Origin of the sequence: Bradyrhizobium betae (genome assembly GCF_008932115.1) — a bacterium.
In the GTDB taxonomy this organism is placed as follows: Bacteria; Pseudomonadota; Alphaproteobacteria; order Rhizobiales; family Xanthobacteraceae; genus Bradyrhizobium; species Bradyrhizobium betae.
Window position 1 is genome coordinate 6,426,896 of record NZ_CP044543.1, and the last position, 19,452, is coordinate 6,446,347.

The following is a 19,452-nucleotide window of genomic DNA, read 5'->3' on the forward strand; positions in this document are numbered from 1 at the left end:
CCGAAGCAGCCTTATTTCTTTTCTTAGTGTCGCAAGCTGCGGGATAGCACCCGGCTCAGATAGCGTCCAGCCCGGATTCGCCGGTTCGGATGCGGATCGCCTCTTCGATGTTGGAGACGAAAATCTTGCCGTCGCCGATCCGTCCGGTCTGCGCGGCGCGGCGAATTGCGTCGATGGCGCGTTCGACCAGATCGTCGCCGATCACGATCTCGATCTTCACCTTGGGCAGGAAGTCGACGATGTATTCCGCGCCGCGATAAAGCTCGGCGTGCCCCTTTTGGCGGCCAAAGCCCTTGGCTTCGGTGACGGTAATGCCTTGCAGGCCGACTTCCTGAAGCGCTTCCTTCACCTCGTCGAGCTTGAATGGCTTGATGATGGCTTCGATTTTCTTCACTGCGCGCCTCCCGGCCTTTCGATCAAATAGCAACGTCTTCGTCAGGATGCGCTTTTGTCACGCACGATCTTGTCTTCGATATGCCTGAAACCCTGACCAGTCCGGCAACAACGGCCGGCCACACCCTGAAAGATGCCAGTGAGCACGACGAACCGAAGCGGCTTCCTCGAAAGCAGGGTCTATGCCAAGTTACAAATGCCCTGATTATTGGAGCGTTATCAGCCTTTTAACGAGCAACTCTGATAGGTGGAGCCGACCGGCCCAAAATACCGAAGACTACGAAATAGGCAAACGGTTCGATCTGTGTGCAGATCAATGTTCCGTCGGTCGGATCGGCACGGAAGATGCCTGTTGAAGAGGCGTTTGTACAGGGAAGTGGCATGGAAGTTCTGACCAACGCTGAGATGGCGCGCGCCGACCAGCTCTCGATCGCGGCCGGCACGCCCGGCTTCAAGCTGATGCTGAGCGCGGGCCAGGCCGTCACTGAGGCCGCCAACGCGCTGGTGGAGGAGGGGCCGATCCTGATCGTGGCCGGCCCCGGCAACAACGGCGGCGACGGTTTCGTCGCGGCCGCCGAGCTTGCCGCGCAGGGCCGGGAGGTCTCGGTGATCCTGATGTGCGAGCGCGACCAGCTCCAGGGCGATGCGGCCTCTGCCGCGCGCGGCTGGAAGCATCCGGTGCTCCCGTTCAATCCGCAGGCGATCGGACGGCCCGCGTTGATCATCGATGCGCTGTTCGGCGCGGGCCTCAGTCGTCCGGTCGACGGCGAGGCCCGAGCGATGATCGAGGCGATCAACGCCAACGGCGCGCCCGTGCTTGCGGTCGACCTGCCGAGCGGCATCAACGGCACCAGCGCCGGCGTGATGGGCGTGGCGGTGAATGCCACCGAGACCGTCACCTTCTTCCGCAAGAAGCCGGCGCACCTGTTGATGCCCGGCCGGATGCATTGCGGCCACGTGCGCGTCGCCGACATCGGGATCGACGCAAAGGTGCTGGACGAGATCGCGCCGCGGATTTTCGAGAACGATCCGGATTTCTGGGGCGCCGCCTTTCCGGTGCCGCGCATCGACGGCCACAAATACGCGCGGGGCCATGTGCTCGCGGTCTCCGGCGATGCGGCGGCGACGGGGGCTGCGCGGCTCGCTGCGCGTGCAGCGCTGCGGGCTGGTGCGGGTCTCGTGACGCTGGCGACCCCGCGCGATGCGCTCGCGATCAATGCAGCCGCGCTGACCGCGGTGATGGTTCGTCCCGTCGACACCGCGATCGAGTTCGGCGAGCTGCTCGGCGACAAGCGCTACAACACCTGCATGATCGGTCCCGGCACCGGCGTCGGCGAGCGCACCTGCGACTTCGTCCACACGGCGCTCAGCGCGCAGCGGCATCTGGTGCTCGACGCCGATGCGTTGACGAGCTTTGCCGCCAACCCCGAGCGCCTGTTCGAGTCGATCAAATCCTCGCAGGACAATGCGGTGGTGCTGACGCCGCACGAAGGCGAGTTTCCGCGGCTGTTCTCCGATCTCAGCAACAAATATCCGGGCCGCTCGAAGCTGGAGCGCGTCCGCGCCGCTGCCGAGCGTTCCGGCGCGGTCGTGCTCTTGAAGGGGCCTGACACCACGATCGCGGCGCCGGACGGCCGCGCCACCATCGCCGCCAACGCACCGCCCTGGCTCGCCACCGCCGGCGCCGGCGACGTGCTCGCCGGGATCATCGCCGGGCTTTTGGCGCAAGGTGTGCCAGCCTTCGAAGCCGCCAGCATCGGCGTCTGGATGCACGGCGAGGCTGGCAGCGAGGCGGGACCCGGCCTGATTGCGGAGGATTTGACCGAGACGCTGCCTGCCGTGCACCGGCGGATTTATGGTGCGCTTGGGGTGGAGTACTAAGTGATCAGAGAGCTCGCGCTCACCGATACGGGCGCGGCAGCGCGGCTCCATCGGATTGCCTTTGACCATGCGATGCCTCGGCTCGTCGGGCTATATACGCCCGGCGAGGACCGCTGGTTCTACCGCGAGCATGTCTTCGCGACGTGCCGCGTGTGGGGACGCTTCGACGGCGATGAGCTCAGCGGGCTTATCGCCTTCCATGACGGCTGGATCGAGCAGCTCTACGTGCTTCCCGCTGCCCACGGCCGCGGCGTCGGCACCGAACTCCTCGACATCGCCAAGGGCGCCTACGGACGGCTCGAGCTCTGGACCTTCCAGCGCAACGCGCGAGCGCGACGCTTCTATGAAGCGCGCGGGTTCACGCTGGTCGAAAAGACCGACGGAACGCGGAACGAGGAGCGGGAGCCCGACGTCCGCTACCTCTGGACGCGTGCGGGCCGATAACTCATTCCACCGCGTACCAGCGCACCAGCCGCGGTGCGGCCCAGTCGGTGACGACGGATTCGATCAGCCATCGTCCGGGGGAGGTCGCGGCGAAGGCGATGCGCTGGGTCTGGCCGGGCTCGATGGCGATCGTGTCGAGCCAGTAGGGCTTCCAGCCGTCGTCGAGCCGGTCGAGCAGACGGAAGTGATGGCCGTGCAGGTGGAACACACTGGTGACCGGCGCGGGGTTCTTGAGGGCCAGCACGACGGTGCGGCCGGGCTTGGTACGGAAGGCGGGAGCGGAGGCGACGGAGAAGCTTGCAGGCCGCGTCCAGCCGGCGTCGGGTGCGCCGAGCGCGACATCGAACCGCAGGGCGGCTCTCAGATCGAGCTTCTCAGGCAGGTCGTTCGGCGGGAGCCGCTCGGGCGGCCGCAGCGGCACGCGCCGGTCCGGTCCGCCCGATATCGTGAGCTTCCCGATGGAGCGCGCCTCCTTGCCGTCATGGAGCAGGATTGGGACCGATGCGGCCGCATCCACTACGGCGTCGGCGCGTGCCCCGGGGGCCAGCACCAGGGCGCCGCTCCGTGCCGGGAACGGCTCGGCCGGTTGTCCGTCCAGCGCCACCACGCGGACGTCGTGATTCTCCAATTTGATCGCCAGGACAGATCGTTGCGAGCCGTTGATGAAGCGCAGCCGCAACCGCTCACCGGCCTTGGCTGAGAGTTTGAATGAAGTCTGCCCGTTGATTGTGTAGAGCGGTGTCGTGTCCCTCGGGTCATGCCCCGGGGGCAGCGCGGTCCCGTCCTGCCGCAAGCGCCATTCCTCGATCAGCAGGATCTCGTCGCGATCGACGGCGACCCGGATTGTTTCGTCGGCGATGATCGGAAGCGGGCGTGCGGGTTGCTTGAGGCCGTCCTCGAAAAGGCGGAAGTCGGCTAGTAGAGTTCCGGCATTTGCTATTGAAATAATTGATGTTTCGGTGGCATCCGGCGCTGTCGGGGCGCGCCCCCGCAGCGGGTCTGCCCCGGCCGCGGCATTCAGGCCGTACCAGACTGGGGCAAGCGGCACAGGCAGGTCGTTCCGGAAGACCACCTCGCAGCGGTCGCCACGCTTGAGACGGACGCCCCTGGTGTGGCTTACGGCGGCGAGCTCCCAGATTGGTGTAGCCGGCTGACCTGGCCGCAGAGCCAGGGTCGCGAGTCGGGCCTGGAGCGCGACCTGGGCGGTCACCAGCGGGCCCGCACCGCCGGACATCAACCCGGCCGCAGAGGCCCCGAGCGAGGCGCCAAGACCGCCGAGAACCTCGCGCCTGGTCGGGTCGAATATCCGCATTTTCATGGCTCGATCCGGACCATGCCGCACTGGATAAGTCCAGCCATCCTGCCTACTTGCTGCCGACTTGAAGCCTGCCTCGATCAGGCCATTTTTTTGCTGCGAACAGGCGGGCACATGCTATAAGCCCGCCGCCCGCGGCATCGCGGCCGGTCTTGATGCAAATTACGCGGGCGTGGCGGAACTGGTAGACGCGCTGGATTTAGGTTCCAGTGACGAAAGTTGTGGGGGTTCGAGTCCCTCCGCCCGCACCAAGCGCTTTCAGCGTTTGCACGGATTACTGAAGGGCTGCTTCCACACGGAGTTTTTCCGGCGGAAGCGGTTCGATGAACCGCCGGCGTTGAGGCGTTCGCCTCGCGCCGGATCGATTAATGACAGCGTCCCGACACGCAATGTGCCGGGGCCGAACGAGAAGAAGATTGGACGCCATGCAGGTCACAGAAACCCTCTCGGAAGGTTTGAAGCACGAGTTCAAGATCAGCGTTCCCGCGTCTGATCTCGACGCCAAGGCCGGCGCCAAGCTCGTCGACCTCAAGGACAAGGTCCGCATCAACGGCTTCCGTCCCGGCAAGGTGCCGGTCTCTCACCTCAAGAAGGTCTATGGCCGCTCGGTGATGGCCGAGACCATCGACCAGACCATCCGCGACACCAACACGCAGCTGTTCTCCGAGCGCGGCTTCCGCCTTGCGACCGAGCCGAAGATCACCATGCCGAGCGAGCAGGCCGAGGTCGAGGAGCTGTTGAGCGGCAAGACCGATCTGACCTACACGGTCGCGATCGAGGTGGTGCCGGCGATCGCGCTCGCCGACTTCAAGTCCTTCCAGGTCGAGAAGCCGGTCGCCGACGTGACCGACGCCGACGTCGACGAGGCGATCAAGCGCATCGCTGATTCCAACCGCGGCTATGCCGCGAAGGCGGACGGCGCCAAGGCTGAGTCGGGCGACCGCGTCACCATCAGCTTCAAGGGCACCATCAACGGCGAAGCCTTCGAGGGCGGCACCGGCGAGGGCATCCAGGTCGTGATCGGCTCCAACACCTTCATTCCGGGCTTCGAGGAGCAGCTCATCGGCATCGGCGCGGGAGAGACCCGCACGCTCAAGGTGACGTTCCCGAAGAACTACATGAGCGAGAAGCTCGCCGGCCAGCCGGCCGAGTTCGAGACCACCGCGACGACGATCGAGGCGCCGCAGGACATCGCGATCGACGACGAGTTCGCCAAGACGCTTGGCCTCGAATCGCTGGACAAGCTGAAGGAGGCTGCGCGCGAGCGGCTGGTCGCCGAGTTCTCGACCGCGACGCGCCAGCGCGTCAAGCGTGCGCTGCTCGACCAGCTCGACGAGGCCCATCGCTTCGAGGCACCGCCCTCGCTCGTCGACGAGGAGTTCAATCTGATGTGGAACTCGGTCAGGGCCGAGATGGACTCCGCGGCCAAGACCTTTGCCGACGAGAACACCACTGAGGACGCCGCCAAGGAAGAGTACCGCAAGATCGCCGACCGCCGCGTGCGCCTCGGCCTCGTGCTCTCGGAGATCGGCGAGAAGAACAAGATCACCGTGACCGACGACGAGGTCGGCCGTGCCGTGATCGAGCGGGCGCGCTCGATGCCCGGGCGCGAGAAGGAAGTCTGGGACTATTACCGCAGCAACGCCCAGGCGTTGGCCCAGCTTCGTGCACCGATTTACGAGGACAAGGTCGTCGACTTCATCCTCGAGCTCGCCAACGTGACCGAGAAGAAGGTCTCGCGCGACGACCTCTACAAGGACGACGAGACGGAAAAGACCGCAGCCTGAAGGCTTTGAGCGATCCTTTCCCCAAGAAAGCCTTCTATTAAGGATGATCAAGGATCAGGCCCGGCTAGCCATGTGGCTGGCTGGGCCTTTTTGCGAGAATCAGCTTCAAGTGCCGGGTGGATTAAGCCTTAATTCGCTCCGCACTTGTCTGGCGCGAATTGGGCTATATTTGTCGGTACGCCCTTTACCTACGCGTTCTACTTCTACCAACTTCCTGCATCACGGGACGTCCATCGGCCTTCCGGCAAGTCCAGCAAGCCTGGCAGCCAAGACTGGCGATGTCCTCCTAAAACCCAGGTGACTCATGCGCGATCCGGTTGAAACCTACATGAACCTCGTGCCCATGGTGGTCGAGCAGACCAACCGTGGCGAGCGCGCCTACGACATTTTCTCGCGCCTTTTGAAGGAGCGCATCATCTTTCTGACCGGACCGGTCGAGGACGGCATGTCGACGCTGATCGTCGCGCAGCTCTTGTTCCTTGAGGCGGAAAATCCGAAGAAGGAAATCTCGATGTACATCAACTCGCCGGGCGGCGTGGTGACGTCGGGCCTTGCGATCTACGACACCATGCAGTTCATCCGTCCGCCGGTCTCGACGCTGTGCACGGGCCAGGCGGCCTCGATGGGCTCGCTGCTGCTCTGCGCCGGAGAGAAGGACATGCGCTTCTCGCTGCCGAACGCGCGCATCATGGTGCATCAGCCCTCCGGCGGCTTCCAGGGCCAGGCCACCGACATCATGCTGCACGCCCAGGAAATCCTGAACCTGAAGAAGCGGCTCAACGAAATCTACGTGAAGCACACCGGCCAGACCTACAAGACGATCGAGGATGCGCTGGAACGCGACAAGTTCCTGACCGCGAACGACGCCAAGGAGTTCGGTCTGGTGGACAGGGTCATCGACAAGCGCGCCGAGGAGCCGGCGGGCGTGAAGACCCCGTAGCACTACCGGGATGCAGCAGCGATCCCCGGCGTCGCGGGGGATCGTCAGGACGCCGTTCCTGCTAAGGACGCGTTCGGAGGGCGCGCAAAATCAATTTTGCGCCCAGCGGCAGGCAGAAAGTTCCGCTTTCGTGCTTGTTTTTCGTGGCAATCCAGCCACGCAGCCGCGATTTCGATCAGTTCTCCCGTGCCAAGACGTGAAATCACGGTATTGTCACGGGTAGCCGGCAGCTCCCCGATTAGCGAATTCTTGATAGTCGGGTGACAGCATGGTTGGCTACGAAAGATCGGCTACTCTCGCGGAGAGTCGAGTGACCGTGATTCGCACGGGATGTAACGCGTAGGGTCTTTTTTGGTACGGAATTTGCTCTATTTGACTCCCATGCCGACTACTGTGTCGGAATGGGCGATCGAGCGGACGAGATCGAACCGCGGACGGAGACATGAATGAGTAAGGTCGGCACGAGCGACTCCAAGAACACGCTATATTGCTCGTTCTGCGGCAAGAGCCAGCACGAAGTCCGCAAACTGATCGCGGGTCCCACGGTCTTCATCTGCGACGAGTGCGTCGAGCTGTGCATGGACATCATCCGCGAGGAGAACAAATCCTCGCTGGTCAAGTCGCGCGACGGCATTCCGACGCCGAAGGAAATCTGCAAGGTGCTGGACGATTACGTGATCGGCCAGAGCCATGCCAAGAAGGTCCTGTCGGTCGCGGTGCACAACCACTACAAGCGCCTCAATCACCAGACCAAGCACAACGACGTCGAGCTTGCGAAGTCGAACATCCTGCTGATCGGTCCGACCGGCTCGGGCAAGACGCTGCTCGCGCAGACGCTCGCCCGCATCCTGGACGTGCCCTTCACGATGGCTGACGCGACGACGCTGACCGAAGCCGGCTATGTCGGCGAGGACGTCGAGAACATCATCCTGAAGCTGCTCCAGGCCGCCGACTACAATGTCGAGCGCGCCCAGCGCGGCATCGTCTACATCGACGAAATCGATAAGATCAGCCGCAAGTCCGACAATCCCTCGATCACGCGCGACGTATCGGGTGAGGGCGTGCAGCAGGCGCTGCTGAAGATCATGGAAGGCACGGTGGCTTCGGTCCCGCCGCAGGGCGGCCGCAAGCATCCGCAGCAGGAGTTCCTGCAGGTGGATACCACCAACATCCTGTTCATCTGCGGCGGTGCGTTCGCCGGCCTCGAGAAGATCATCTCGGCGCGCGGCCGTTCGACCTCGATCGGCTTCGCCGCCCAGGTGCTCGCGCCGGAGGATCGCCGGACCGGCGAGATATTCCGTCACGTCGAGCCTGAGGACCTCTTGAAGTACGGCCTCATCCCCGAGTTCGTCGGCCGTCTGCCGGTCGTGGCGACGCTCGAGGACCTCGACGAGACGTCGCTGAAGAAGATCCTCACCGAGCCGAAGAACGCGCTGGTGAAACAGTACCAGCGGCTGTTCGAGATGGAGAACATCGAGCTGACCTTCGCCGACGAGGCGCTTGGCGCGGTCGCCCGCAAGGCGATCGAGCGCAAGACCGGCGCGCGTGGTCTGCGTTCGATCCTGGAGGCGATCCTGCTCGAGACCATGTTCGACCTGCCGGGCCTCGAAGGTGTGGAAGAAGTCGTGATTTCGCGCGAAGTCGTGGAAGGAACGGCCCGTCCGCTCTACATCTACGCCGATCGGTCCGATCGCGCCGTCGAGAACGCCAGCGCCTGATTTGCGGCGCTGGAACGCTCCAATCGTCTTATCAAGTAAGGGCTGCGGAAAGTACCTCCGCAGCCGATGTTGCGTCGCTTATTCGCGTGCGTAAGCGCCTGATGGCGCGCGTCTTTCAATGACTTGACACCCCCCCGGTCGATAGCCACCTAATATCGACGGCGAGCGACACTTCTGTTCAAGATTCGCCTCAGTTCCGATCCGGCAAGCCCGGTCCGCCCTGCAAATGGCAGGCTGGTTTTGTGGATCACCTCGGCACCTTGTGGCGGTTGCGCATGAGCATGGCGGGCTGCGTGCAAGGGGGCAAAGCAAAAGGAAAAGGCCATGACGAATCCAAAACCCCGGCCAACCATTGTCCATGGCGAAACACACGCTTATCCCGTGCTGCCGCTGCGCGACATCGTCGTCTTCCCGCATATGATCGTTCCGCTCTTCGTCGGCCGCGAGAAGTCGATCCGCGCGCTCGAAGAGGTGATGAAGAACGACGCGCTGATCATGCTCGCGACGCAGAAGAACGCGTCGGACGATGATCCGGCGCCCGATGCCATTTACGAGACCGGTACGCTTGCCAGCGTGCTCCAGCTCCTGAAGCTTCCCGACGGCACCGTGAAGGTGCTGGTCGAAGGGCTCGAGCGTGCGCGCGTGCAGAAGTACACCGATCGCAGCGAGTATTACGAAGCGACCGCAATTGCGCTCGCCGACACCGACGCGAAGTCGGTCGAGGCGGAAGCGCTGTCGCGTTCGGTCGTGTCCGACTTCGAGAGCTACGTGAAGCTCAACAAGAAGATCTCCGCCGAGGTCGTCGGTGTCGTGCAGGCGATCACCGATTTCGCCAAGCTCGCCGACACCGTTGCCTCGCATCTCGCAGTCAAGATCGCGGACCGCCAGGGCATCCTGGAGACGTTGTCCGTCACCACGCGCCTCGAGAAGGTGCTGGGCCTGATGGAGAGCGAGATCTCGGTGCTGCAGGTCGAGAAGCGCATCCGCTCGCGCGTCAAGCGCCAGATGGAGAAGACCCAGCGCGAGTATTATCTCAACGAGCAGATGAAGGCGATCCAGAAGGAGCTCGGCGACGACGACGGTCGCGACGAGCTCGCCGATCTCGAAGAGAAGATCTCCAAGACCAAGCTCTCCAAGGAAGCGCGCGAGAAGGCGCAGCATGAATTGAAGAAGCTGCGCCAGATGTCGCCGATGTCCGCGGAAGCGACCGTCGTGCGCAACTATCTGGATTGGCTGCTGTCGATTCCGTGGAACAAGAAGTCCAAGGTGAAGAAGGATCTGGGAGCGGCGCAGGCCGTTCTGGACTCCGATCACTACGGTCTCGAGAAGGTCAAGGAACGCATCGTCGAGTATCTCGCGGTGCAGTCGCGCGCCAACAAGCTGACTGGCCCGATCCTGTGCCTCGTCGGACCGCCCGGCGTCGGCAAGACCTCGCTCGGCAAGTCGATCGCGAAGGCGACGGGGCGCGAATTCGTGCGCGTATCGCTCGGCGGCGTGCGCGACGAGGCCGAGATCCGCGGTCACCGCCGCACCTATATCGGCTCGATGCCCGGCAAGATCATCCAGTCGATGCGCAAGGCGAAGTCGTCCAATCCGCTGTTCCTGCTGGACGAGATCGACAAGATGGGCGCCGATTTCCGCGGCGATCCGTCCTCGGCCTTGCTCGAGGTCCTCGACCCCGAGCAGAACGGGACGTTTGCCGACCACTATCTGGAGGTCGACTACGATCTGTCGAACGTCATGTTCATCACGACCGCGAATACGCTCAATATTCCCGGCCCGCTGATGGACCGCATGGAGATCATCCGGATCGCGGGTTACACCGAGAACGAGAAGGTCGAGATCGCGCGCAAGCACCTGATCCCGAACGCGGTGTCCAAGCACGGCCTGGACTCCAAGGAGTTCTCGATCGACGACGACGCGCTGCTGCTTCTGATCCGCCGCTACACCCGCGAAGCGGGCGTGCGTAATCTGGAGCGTGAGCTCTCCACACTCGCCCGCAAGGCGGTGAAGGAGCTGATGATCTCCAAGAAGAAGTCGGTCAAGGTCACCGAGAAGACTCTCGAAGAGCTTCTGGGCGTGCCGAAGTATCGCTACGGCGAGATCGAGAGCGAGCCGCAGGTCGGCATCGTCACCGGCCTTGCCTGGACGGACGTCGGCGGCGAGCTGCTGACCATCGAAGGCGTCATGATGCCGGGCAAGGGCAAGATGACGGTCACGGGCAATCTGCGCGACGTGATGAAAGAGTCGATCTCGGCGGCGGCGTCCTATGTCCGCTCGCGTGCGATCGTCTACGGCATCGAGCCGCCGCTGTTCGACCGCCGCGACATCCACGTGCACGTGCCGGAAGGCGCGACGCCGAAGGACGGTCCGTCCGCGGGCGTGGCGATGGCCACCGCGATCATCTCGGTCATGACCGGCATTCCGGTCCGCCACGATGTCGCGATGACCGGCGAGATCACGCTGCGCGGCCGCGTGCTGCCGATCGGCGGCCTGAAGGAGAAGCTGCTGGCTGCTGCCCGCGGCGGCATCAAGACGGTGCTGATCCCCGAGGACAACGCCAAGGATCTCACGGAGATTTCCGATGCGATCAAGGGCGGCATGGAGATCATCCCGGTCTCGCGCCTCGACGACGTCGTCGCCAGGGCGCTGGTGAAGAAGCCGGTGCCGATCGTCTGGGAAGAGGACACCAAGGTGACGGTGAAGCCGGACGGCGACGAAGCCGCCGGCGGCCTGACCGCTCACTGAGATCGCAGCTCGGAAACATGATAAAACGGCGCCTTCGGGCGCCGTTTTTGTTTGGGGCAGGGGACGACGGACAAGAGGATGCGGCGATGCAGATCGACGGCCAATGCCGTTGCGGGCAGATCACCTTCGAGGCCGAGATCGATCCGGAGACGGTCTCGGTCTGTCATTGCCGGGACTGCCAGAGCCTGACGGGATCGCCGTTCCGGGTGACCGCGATCTGCACCAGTGCCGACGTCAAGCTGACCGGCGGCACCCCGAAGGTCTACGGCAAGCGCGGCGACAATGGCCGGATGCGCTTCCAGCACTTTTGCGCCGACTGCGGCTCCCCGCTGTTCACCAGCGGCGAGGGCGACCAGGCCGACGATTGGGGCATCCGCTGGGGCAGCATCCGCCAGCGCGACCAATTGCGGCCCAGCCGCCAGATCTGGTGCCAGTCGGCGGCGGTATGGATCGACGCCGTGCCGGGGCTGCCAGGCAGGCCGGGGGATTGAGATTCGGGTGTCCGGAGTTTGGTGGGCGGTCACGGATTCGAACCGCGGACCCTCTCGGTGTAAACGAGATGCTCTAACCAGCTGAGCTAACCGCCCCACGGCGCCTCTTTAGCGCTCCAGTGGGTGCTGGAGCAAGAGGTGGGCGCGTCGCAAACCGCGCTGATTTGACCGCTTGATTGGCTTTCGGCGTGGTATCACCACCCGCAAAACGACAGGGGGCTCAATGCAACAGCCAAGTGGACACGAGCAAAACGCCGACCAGATCGCCTATTGGAACGGGCCGAGCGGACAGCGCTGGGCCGACCGCCATGCGGCACAGGAAACGCTGCTCGGACCCATTGCCGAGGTGCTGATCGATCGCGCGAGGCCGAAGCCGGGCGAGCGCATTCTCGATGTCGGTTGCGGCTCCGGCGCGACGACGTTTGCGTTCGCCAAAGCAGTGGCGCCAAATGGATTTGCGCTCGGCCTCGACGTCTCCGAACCGATGCTGTCGCAGGCGCGCGCGTTTGCGCCAAAAGGGCTGCCGCTCGATTTCGTGCTGGCGGATGCGACCGTCTATCCGTTCGAGCCGGCGAGTTTTGATCTGCTCGCCTCGCGCTTCGGCGTGATGTTCTTCGCCGATCCCATCGCGTCCTTCACCAATCTGCGCCGCGCGCTGAAGCCGTCGGGGCGGCTGGCGTTTGCCTGCTGGCGCGAGCCGAAGGAAAATCCGTGGATGATGGCGCCGCTGATGGCGGTCTACAAACATGTGCCCAAGATGCCGCCGGTCGGGCCGGAGGAGCCGGGCCCGTTCGCCTTCGCCTCGGAAGAGCGCGTGATGCGTATCCTGTCGGGCGCGGGCTTCGTCAACGTGGCGATGGAGCCGCACAATCTGGCGATGGACATCGCCATCGGTGGCGGTCTCGATGCGGCGGTCGAGGGCTCGCTCCAGATCGGCCCCGCCAGCCGCGCGCTGCAGGGCCATCCGCCGGAGACATATGCGGCCGCCAAGGCGTCGATCCGCGAAACGCTCGCGCCGTTCCAGAAGGGGCAGAGCGTGGCGTTGCAGGGCGCGATCTGGATCGTGACGGCGAAGGCGGGGTAGGCCTCTGCCATCATAGCGGCTTACCTATCAGACCCGTCATCCTGAGGTGCGACTGGTGCGATGCTCAGCATCGCGCCGGGAGCTTCGAAGGATGAACGGCCAGGATGCAGCCGGGCCGTCGCCCTTCGAGGCTCGCCGAAGAGGCGAGCACCTCAGGGTGACGGTGAGGGACTTGGGACAACGTCCGCAGCAGCCACTCACACCACATCATCCGGCGCCAGCGCGCAGCCATTGTCCGGCTGCGTCTCCACCTGAAGCGTGGTGTGGCCGATGCGGTACGACGCCTTCAGTTGCTGCGCGGTCTCCATCAGGAATGCGTCGCCAGCTCCATTGGGCATGACGAGATGGCAGGTCAGCGCCGTCTCGGTGGTCGAGATCGGCCAGACGTGGAGATCGTGGATTGCCGAGACGCCGGGCCGTTCCAGCAGGAACAGCTTGATCGCGGTGAGATCGGTGCCCCTGGGGGCCGCCGCCATCGACATGTCGATCGAGCCGCGCAGCAGGCTGGTGGTGCTCCAGAGGATGGTGGCGCAGATCACGAGGCTGGTGACGGGATCGAGCCAGAGCCAGCCGGTCCAGATGATCAGCGCCGCCGAGACCACCACGCCGAGCGAGACCGCGGCGTCGGCCGCCATGTGCAAGTACGCGCCTTCGATGTTGATGTCGTCCTTGCGTCCGCGCGCGAACAGCAATGCGGTGAAGCCGTTGATGAGGATGCCGATGCCGGCCACCACCATCACGGTGACGCCCGCGACCGGCTCCGGCTCGCGCAGGCGCAGAATCGCCTCCCAGCCGATCGCGCCGGTGGCGACCAGCAGGAACACGGCGTTGGCAAGCGCCGCCAGGATGGTGGAAGTGCGAAAGCCGTAGGTGAAGCGGCCGCTCGGCGCGCGCCGCGCCGCGATCGATGCGCCCCAGGCTACGACCAGGCCCAGCACGTCGGACAGATTGTGGCCGGCATCCGCGAGCAGGGCGGTGGAATTGCCGATATAGCCGTAGACCGCTTCCGCCACGACCAGCACGGTGTTGAGACTGATGCCGATCGCAAACGCTCTGCCGAAACTGGCGGGCGCATGGACATGCGTGTGGCCGTGATCATGCGCGTGGTCGGCCTGGTCATGGTGGTGATGACCGTGGTGGTCGTGGCTGCCCAATGCTAGCGCTCCCCGGAAGCCGCCAAATCAGGTGCCATTGTAGGCGTTTCGCGCGCGACGTCACGGCGGAACAGCAAATAGAGCGCCGGCAGCACCAGTAGCGTCAGCACGGTCGAAGAGATGATGCCGCCGATCACCACGGTCGCGAGCGGCCGCTGCACCTCGGCGCCGGCACCGGTCGCGAGCGCCATCGGCACGAAGCCGAGGGACGCCACCAGTGCCGTCATCAGCACCGGGCGTAGCCGCGTCAGCGCGCCCTCGCGCACGGCCTCGGCGACGGGCCGCCCCTCGCTGCGCAGCCGCTCGATGAAGGCGATGATGACGAGGCCGTTGAGCACGGCAACGCCCGACAGCGCGATGAAGCCGACGCCGGCGCTGATCGACAACGGAATGCCGCGCAGCAGCAGCGCCGCGACGCCGCCGGTCAGCGCCAGCGGCACGCCGGAGAACACCAGCGCCGCATCGGCCACCGATCCCATGCTCGTGAACAACAGCAGGAACACCAGCAGCAGCGCCACCGGAACGACCATTGTCAGCCGCTTGGTCGCGGAGACCAGTTGCTCGAACTGTCCGCCCCAGCCGATCCAGTAACCCGGCGGCAGCTTGACCTTCTCCGCGACGGCGGCTTGCGTCTCGGCGACGAAGGAGCGCAGATCGCGCCCCCTGACATTGGCCATCACCACGATGCGGCGCTTGCCGTTCTCGCGGCTGATCTGGTTCGGGCCCGGCGCGACCTCGATCGTCGCGACGGAGGACAGCGGGACGTACCGCAACGGCGCGTTTGCGCCCGGCCATGCGGTTTTCGTGACGGCCGCCACATCCTCGCCCGGCGGCAGCGGGATCGGCAGCGACTTGATCGCGTCCGGATCGGCGCGCAGGCTCTCCGGCAGGCGCACAACGATGTCGAAGCGGCGATCGCCCTCGAACAGCTTGCCAGCCGGCTTGCCGCCGATCGCGATCTCGACGAGGTTCTGCACCTCACCGATGCTGAGCCCGTAGCGCGACAGCGCCGGGCGGTCGAGCTTGACGGTGAGGATCGGCAGGCCGGCGATCTGCTCGGTCTTGACGTCGGCGGCGCCCTCGATGCCGCGGACCACGCCGTTGACCTGCTGGGCAATGCCGGCGAGCACGTCGAGGTCGTCGCCGAAAATCTTGACGCCGACGTCGCTGCGGATGCCGGCGATGAGCTCGTTGAAGCGCATCTGGATCGGCTGGGTCATGCCATAGGCGGTGCCGGGCAGGGTGTTGGCGGCGCGCTCGAGCTCGGCGACGACCTCGTCCTTCGGCTTGGCGGGATCGGGCCATTCATCGCGCGGCTTCAGCGTGACATAGGTGTCGGCGACGTTCGGCGGCATCGGATCGTTGGCGATCTCGGCGGTGCCGATCTTGGAGAAGATGGTCGCCACCTCCGGCACCTGCCTGACCGCCTTCTCCAGCCGAAGCTGTATGTCGACGCTCTGGGTCAGGCTGGTGCCGGGAATCCGGATGGTCTCGATGGTGATGTCGCCTTCGTCCAGGCTCGGGATGAATTCGCCGCCCATGCGCGTCGCGGCAAACAGGCTGCCGGCAACGATGAGGACGGCGGCGAATGCCACGCTGCGGCGATATCGGATGGCACGGTCGAGCAGCGGCACATAGATCCGCTTGGCTGCCCGCATGAAGATGTTCTCCGTCTCGGAGACCTTGCCGGTGACGACCATCGCCACCGCGGCCGGGACGAAGGTCACCGACAACAGCGCCGCGCCCGCGAGCGCCATCAGCACGGTCAGCGCCATCGGCGTGAACATCTTGCCCTCGGTCCCCGTCAGGGTGAGGACAGGGAGATAGACGACGGCGATGATCAGCGTGCCGAACAGGCTCGGCTTGATCACCTCGCTGCTGCCGGCGCGGATGGTTTCAAGTCGTTCCTCCAGCGACAGCAGCCGGCCGCGCCGGTGCTGTTCGACGGCGAGCAGGCGCAGGCAATTCTCGACGATGATGACCGCGCCGTCGACGATGATGCCGAAATCGATTGCGCCCAGACTCATCAGATTGGCGCTGACCTTGCCCTCGACCATGCCCGTGATCGTGAACAGCATCGACAGCGGGATGACGCAGGCTGTGATCAGCGCGGCGCGGATGTTGCCGAGGATCAGGAACAGCACCGCGATCACCAGCGCCGCGCCCTCGACGAGGTTCTTCTCGACGGTCTGGATGGTCGCTTCCACCAGATGCGTGCGGTCGTAGACCGCGCGCGCGATCACGCCGTCGGGCAGCGATTTTGCGATCTCCTTGAGGCGTGCCGCCACGCGCTGGGCCACGCTGCGGCTGTTCTCGCCGATCAGCAGCATGGCGGTGCCGAGCACGGTCTCGCTGCCGTTTGTCGTCGCCGCACCGGTGCGCAGGTCGTGTCCCTCGCTGACCTCGGCGACGTCGCGGATCCGCACCGGTACGCCGCCGCGCGAGCCGATCACGATGTCGCGGATGTCGGCGATGTCGGCGACCTGGCCGGGCGCGCGCACGAGATATTGCTCGCCGTTGCGCTCGATATAGCCGGCGCCGACATTGGCGTTGTTGGCGGCGAGCGCCGTCATGATGTCGCGGAAGCCGAGCTTGTAGGCCATCAGCCGGCCGGGGACCGGCAGCACGTGGAATTGCCGCTCATAGCCGCCGATCGAGTTGACCTCGATCACGCCGGGAACGGTGCGCAGCTGCGGCTTGATGATCCAGTCCTGGATGGTGCGCAGCTCCGTCGGTGTGAATTCGGCACCGGTCGGCGACTTCGCGCCGGCTTTGGCCTCGACCGAGTAGACGTAGATCTCGCCGAGGCCGGTCGAGATCGGCCCCATCGCGACCTCGGTGCCTGCAGGAAGCTGATCCTTGGCCTGCTGGATGCGCTCGTTGACGAGCTGACGCGCGAAGTAGATGTCGGTGCCGTCCTGGAACACGACGGTGACCTGGCTGAGCCCATAGCGCGAGATCGAGCGGGTGTAGTCGAGCCTGGGCAGGCCGCCCATCGCGGTCTCGATCGGGAAGGTGATCCGTTGCTCGGCTTCGAGCGGCGACAGGCCGGGCGCGCGGGTGTTGATCTGGACCTGCACGTTGGTGACATCAGGCACGGCGTCGATCGGCAGGCGCGTGAAATTCCAGGCACTGACGGCGCCGGCCGCGAGCGCGAGCAGCACCACCAGCCAGCGCTGGCGGACCGAGAAGGCGAGGAGGGCGTCAATCATGGTCGCCGTCTCCCTTGCCCATCTCGGCCTTCACGACAAAGCTGTTCTCGGCGACATAGCGCTCGCCGGCGGCAAGGCCGGCGCGGATCTCCACGAATTTGGGATCGGCATCCCCGAGCTCGACCGGGCGCGCCTCGATCTTGTCGCCGTCCTCGCGGACGAACACGATGGTCCTGTTCTCCAGCGTCTGGATCGCGCTGCGGCGCACGGCGACCGCGACATTGCGGGCGGCCAGGATCAGCCGCGCCGTGACGAACAGGCCGGGACGCAGGCGACCATCGGGATTTGGCAGCACCACGCGGGCCAGCGCGGTCTGGGTTTCGCTCGAGCCGATCGGCGCCATGTAGGAAATCGTGCCCTTGATCTCGCCGCGACCGTCGTCCGGATTGATCAGCACCTCGTCGTTGAGGCGCACGCGCCGCAGGTCCTGCCGGTAGACCGACAGGTCGACCCAGATGCTGGAGAGGTCGGCGACGACGAAGGCCGGCTTCTGCTCGGAGGCGTATTCGCCGAGCGAGATCTGCCGCTCGATGACGGTGCCCGCCAGCGGCGCCTTCAGCTCGTACACGGTGAGGCTCTGGTTGCTCTCGATGGTGGCGAGCAGATCATCCTTGCCGACCCTGTCGCCGATGCGCTTCGGAAGCGACTTTGCAATTCCGGGAAAGCGGGGTGTGACCTGAACGACCGCTTCCTGATTGGCGCGCAGGATGCCGTTGAAGGCGAGCGTGTCGGTCAGCGTGGCACTCGCGGCTTCGGCCAGCGTGACGCCGGCGGCGGCCAGCTTGACGTCGGAGATGCGGATGCGGTCGGCGCCGTGCTCGTCCTGCTCGACATGGTCGTTCGGCTTCTCCGGCTTCTTGTCCGCGGCATGCTCGGTCGGCGCGACCTTGGCCGGGGCGAGCAGGGCATAGCCGTAGGCGCCGATCGCGGCGGCAAGGATGGCGACGAGGATGGTGGAGGAGATTTTCATCGGGCGCCCTCCCGGGCCAGCGCGAAGGGGTTGCCGACGAGGCCTTCGATGGTGGCAACGCCGGCGTGGAAGTTCTGCAGCGCCTCCTGCTCGCGCAGCCGCGCCTGCGACACGCTGGCCTGGGCATCGAGCACTTCGAGCAGGGTGAAGCGGCCCTGGCCGTAGCCTTGCGAGATCGCTTCGGCCGCTTCGCTCGCCTTGGGGATTGCGGTCTCGCGCAGCACCGCGAGCTCGCGCAGCGAGCCCTGCAGCGAGTCGTAGGCACGGCCGGCGATGACGATTAGCGTGTTGCGGTTGGCCTCGCGCTCGGCCCTGGTCTTGGCGAGACTTTCCTGCGCAGAGAGGATGTTGCCCTGGTTCTGGTCGAACACGGGGATCGGCACCGAGACGGAGAGCCGCACCGCATCGTCATTGGTCTCGTTGAAATGGCGCCAGCCGGCGGCGATGCGGACGTCGGGATAGGGCCGCAAGCGCGCCATCAACAGCTCGGCATTGCGCTGGGCATACACCGCGGTCCAGCGCACGAGCTGCGGATTGGCGTCGATGGCGGCGACGACCGACTGGAACGTCGGCGGCTTTCCCATGGTGTCGAGCCGGCCCGAGACTTCACCGAATTTGGCCGTGGAGTCTCCCATCAGCACCGCGAGTTCTCGCCGCGCGCTCGCGAGCGTCGCCTTGAAGCGTTCGCGGTCGGCCTTCACCAGGGCGGAAGCGACCTCGGCACGGCCGGTCTCGGCCGGTGAGGAGGCGCCGGCCTCGACGCGGCGGCGCAACAGCGGCGTCAGTTTGTCGATTGCGCTGATCTGCTCGTCGAGGATCTGGATGCGGCGCTGCGCTCCGAGCACGCTGAGGAAGGCGATCGCGGTCTCCGACAGCACCTCCAGCCTGACGGCCTTGCGCTGGATCGCGGCGACCTCGATGCCGGCCGCGCCCGCGGCGATCCGCGCGTCACGCTTGCCGAACAGCTCGAAGGCCTGGCTGATCTGGAGTGTGGTCTCGGCCGATCTGGTGCCGCGATAGATGCCCGAGCCGAGGGAGTTGTCCTGTTCATAGGACAGTTCCGGATTGAGGAGCGCGCCCGCCTGGATGCGCTGGCCCGTCGCGATGCCGACATCGCGTTCCGCCGCCGTCAGGCGTGGGCTTGCGGCCAACGCGCGCGACAGCGCTGCGCGCATCGTCAGCGTCTGGGCGTGAGTGTGCTGCGTCAGCCAGGGGCCAACGAGAATCGCCATCGCGCACGCGAGGCGCGCGGCAGTCCGTCTGCAAGACATTAGAGGTGACCTGTGAACATTAGCATCGGGGGCGCGCGGGCGCC

General features: G+C 65.3%; 14 protein-coding genes and 2 tRNA genes. 9 read left to right on the top strand and 7 right to left on the bottom strand.

Annotated elements, in window-relative coordinates:
* Window positions 1-55: 55 nt before the first annotated feature.
* Window positions 56-394 (bottom strand): P-II family nitrogen regulator, encoded by a 339-nt coding sequence (locus F8237_RS31010; protein WP_007603495.1) that lies wholly within the window; start codon window positions 392-394, stop codon window positions 56-58.
* A gap of 380 nt (window positions 395-774) precedes the next feature.
* Here F8237_RS31010 and F8237_RS31015 point away from each other — a divergent pair, with 380 nt between their 5' ends.
* Complete coding sequence (locus F8237_RS31015) at window positions 775-2,274, top strand: NAD(P)H-hydrate dehydratase (RefSeq protein ID WP_162006288.1); 1,500 nt, start codon at window positions 775-777, stop codon at window positions 2,272-2,274.
* The gene (locus F8237_RS31020) at window positions 2,275-2,718 is read left to right on the top strand and encodes a GNAT family N-acetyltransferase (RefSeq protein ID WP_151649903.1); all 444 of its coding nucleotides are present in this window, start codon (window positions 2,275-2,277) and stop codon (window positions 2,716-2,718) included.
* A gap of 1 nt (window position 2,719) precedes the next feature.
* Here the strand turns inward: F8237_RS31020 and F8237_RS31025 are convergent, their stop codons facing one another.
* The gene (locus tag F8237_RS31025; protein ID WP_151649904.1) at window positions 2,720-4,036 is read right to left on the bottom strand and encodes a multicopper oxidase family protein; all 1,317 of its coding nucleotides are present in this window, start codon (window positions 4,034-4,036) and stop codon (window positions 2,720-2,722) included.
* A gap of 163 nt (window positions 4,037-4,199) precedes the next feature.
* Here F8237_RS31025 and F8237_RS31030 point away from each other — a divergent pair.
* From F8237_RS31030 to F8237_RS31055, 6 genes are all read left to right on the top strand, one after another.
* Window positions 4,200-4,284: transfer RNA gene (locus tag F8237_RS31030), tRNA-Leu, on the top strand.
* 174 nt (window positions 4,285-4,458) lie between these two features.
* Window positions 4,459-5,820 carry a trigger factor gene (gene tig, locus F8237_RS31035; protein WP_151649905.1) on the top strand — a complete coding sequence of 454 codons (1,362 nt, stop codon included), beginning with the start codon at window positions 4,459-4,461 and terminating at the stop codon, window positions 5,818-5,820.
* A 304-nt stretch (window positions 5,821-6,124) separates the two neighbouring features.
* Complete coding sequence (locus F8237_RS31040; RefSeq protein ID WP_151649906.1) at window positions 6,125-6,760, top strand: ATP-dependent Clp protease proteolytic subunit; 636 nt, start codon at window positions 6,125-6,127, stop codon at window positions 6,758-6,760.
* A 446-nt stretch (window positions 6,761-7,206) separates the two neighbouring features.
* Entirely contained in the window at window positions 7,207-8,478 is a 1,272-nt protein-coding gene (gene clpX, locus F8237_RS31045) for an ATP-dependent Clp protease ATP-binding subunit ClpX (RefSeq protein ID WP_014494834.1), read from the top strand.
* A 324-nt stretch (window positions 8,479-8,802) separates the two neighbouring features.
* Complete coding sequence (lon, locus tag F8237_RS31050; protein WP_041748872.1) at window positions 8,803-11,226, top strand: endopeptidase La; 2,424 nt, start codon at window positions 8,803-8,805, stop codon at window positions 11,224-11,226.
* Between the two features lie 86 nt (window positions 11,227-11,312).
* The gene (locus F8237_RS31055) at window positions 11,313-11,717 is read left to right on the top strand and encodes a GFA family protein (RefSeq protein WP_151649907.1); all 405 of its coding nucleotides are present in this window, start codon (window positions 11,313-11,315) and stop codon (window positions 11,715-11,717) included.
* A gap of 19 nt (window positions 11,718-11,736) precedes the next feature.
* On the opposite strand, the gene F8237_RS31060 is transcribed toward F8237_RS31055, so the two are convergent.
* Window positions 11,737-11,813: transfer RNA gene (locus F8237_RS31060), tRNA-Val, on the bottom strand.
* Between the two features lie 127 nt (window positions 11,814-11,940).
* On the opposite strand from F8237_RS31060, the gene F8237_RS31065 reads away from it, so the two are divergent.
* Window positions 11,941-12,801: a class I SAM-dependent methyltransferase gene (locus tag F8237_RS31065; RefSeq protein ID WP_151649908.1), complete on the top strand. Its 861-nt coding sequence runs from the start codon at window positions 11,941-11,943 to the stop codon at window positions 12,799-12,801.
* Between the two features lie 197 nt (window positions 12,802-12,998).
* On the opposite strand, the gene F8237_RS31070 is transcribed toward F8237_RS31065, so the two are convergent.
* From F8237_RS31070 to ihpA, 4 genes are read right to left on the bottom strand one after another with little or no spacing between them, the layout of a single operon-like run.
* The gene (locus F8237_RS31070; protein WP_162006289.1) at window positions 12,999-13,955 is read right to left on the bottom strand and encodes a cation diffusion facilitator family transporter; all 957 of its coding nucleotides are present in this window, start codon (window positions 13,953-13,955) and stop codon (window positions 12,999-13,001) included.
* Between the two features lie 2 nt (window positions 13,956-13,957).
* On the bottom strand, window positions 13,958-17,167 hold the full coding sequence (locus tag F8237_RS31075) for an efflux RND transporter permease subunit (protein ID WP_151649909.1): 3,210 nt from the start codon (window positions 17,165-17,167) through the stop codon (window positions 13,958-13,960).
* Window positions 17,160-18,137 (bottom strand): divalent metal ion exporter adaptor subunit IhpB, encoded by a 978-nt coding sequence (gene ihpB, locus F8237_RS31080; protein WP_151649910.1) that lies wholly within the window; start codon window positions 18,135-18,137, stop codon window positions 17,160-17,162. Before ihpB ends, F8237_RS31075 begins: the two co-directional genes overlap by 8 nt.
* A complete protein-coding gene (gene ihpA / locus F8237_RS31085) occupies window positions 18,134-19,408 on the bottom strand; it encodes a divalent metal ion exporter subunit IhpA (protein ID WP_151649911.1) in 1,275 nt (424 codons plus the stop codon). The genes ihpB and ihpA overlap by 4 nt, the downstream gene beginning before the upstream one ends.
* Window positions 19,409-19,452: the final 44 nt, after the last annotated feature.

Excerpts from the sequence above, each read along its gene's own strand:
- tig (WP_151649905.1), top strand. The coding sequence starts at position 4,459 with ATGCAGGTCACAGAAACCCTCTCGGAAGGTTTGAAGCACGAGTTCAAG.
- clpX (WP_014494834.1), top strand. The coding sequence starts at position 7,207 with ATGAGTAAGGTCGGCACGAGCGACTCCAAGAACACGCTATATTGCTCG.
- F8237_RS31075 (WP_151649909.1), bottom strand. The coding sequence starts at position 17,167 with ATGATTGACGCCCTCCTCGCCTTCTCGGTCCGCCAGCGCTGGCTGGTG.
- ihpB (WP_151649910.1), bottom strand. The coding sequence starts at position 18,137 with ATGAAAATCTCCTCCACCATCCTCGTCGCCATCCTTGCCGCCGCGATC.
- ihpA (WP_151649911.1), bottom strand. The coding sequence starts at position 19,408 with ATGTCTTGCAGACGGACTGCCGCGCGCCTCGCGTGCGCGATGGCGATT.
- F8237_RS31040 (WP_151649906.1), top strand. The coding sequence starts at position 6,125 with ATGCGCGATCCGGTTGAAACCTACATGAACCTCGTGCCCATGGTGGTC.
- F8237_RS31025 (WP_151649904.1), bottom strand. The coding sequence starts at position 4,036 with ATGAAAATGCGGATATTCGACCCGACCAGGCGCGAGGTTCTCGGCGGT.
- F8237_RS31015 (WP_162006288.1), top strand. The coding sequence starts at position 775 with ATGGAAGTTCTGACCAACGCTGAGATGGCGCGCGCCGACCAGCTCTCG.
- F8237_RS31065 (WP_151649908.1), top strand. The coding sequence starts at position 11,941 with ATGCAACAGCCAAGTGGACACGAGCAAAACGCCGACCAGATCGCCTAT.
- F8237_RS31055 (WP_151649907.1), top strand. The coding sequence starts at position 11,313 with ATGCAGATCGACGGCCAATGCCGTTGCGGGCAGATCACCTTCGAGGCC.
- lon (WP_041748872.1), top strand. The coding sequence starts at position 8,803 with ATGACGAATCCAAAACCCCGGCCAACCATTGTCCATGGCGAAACACAC.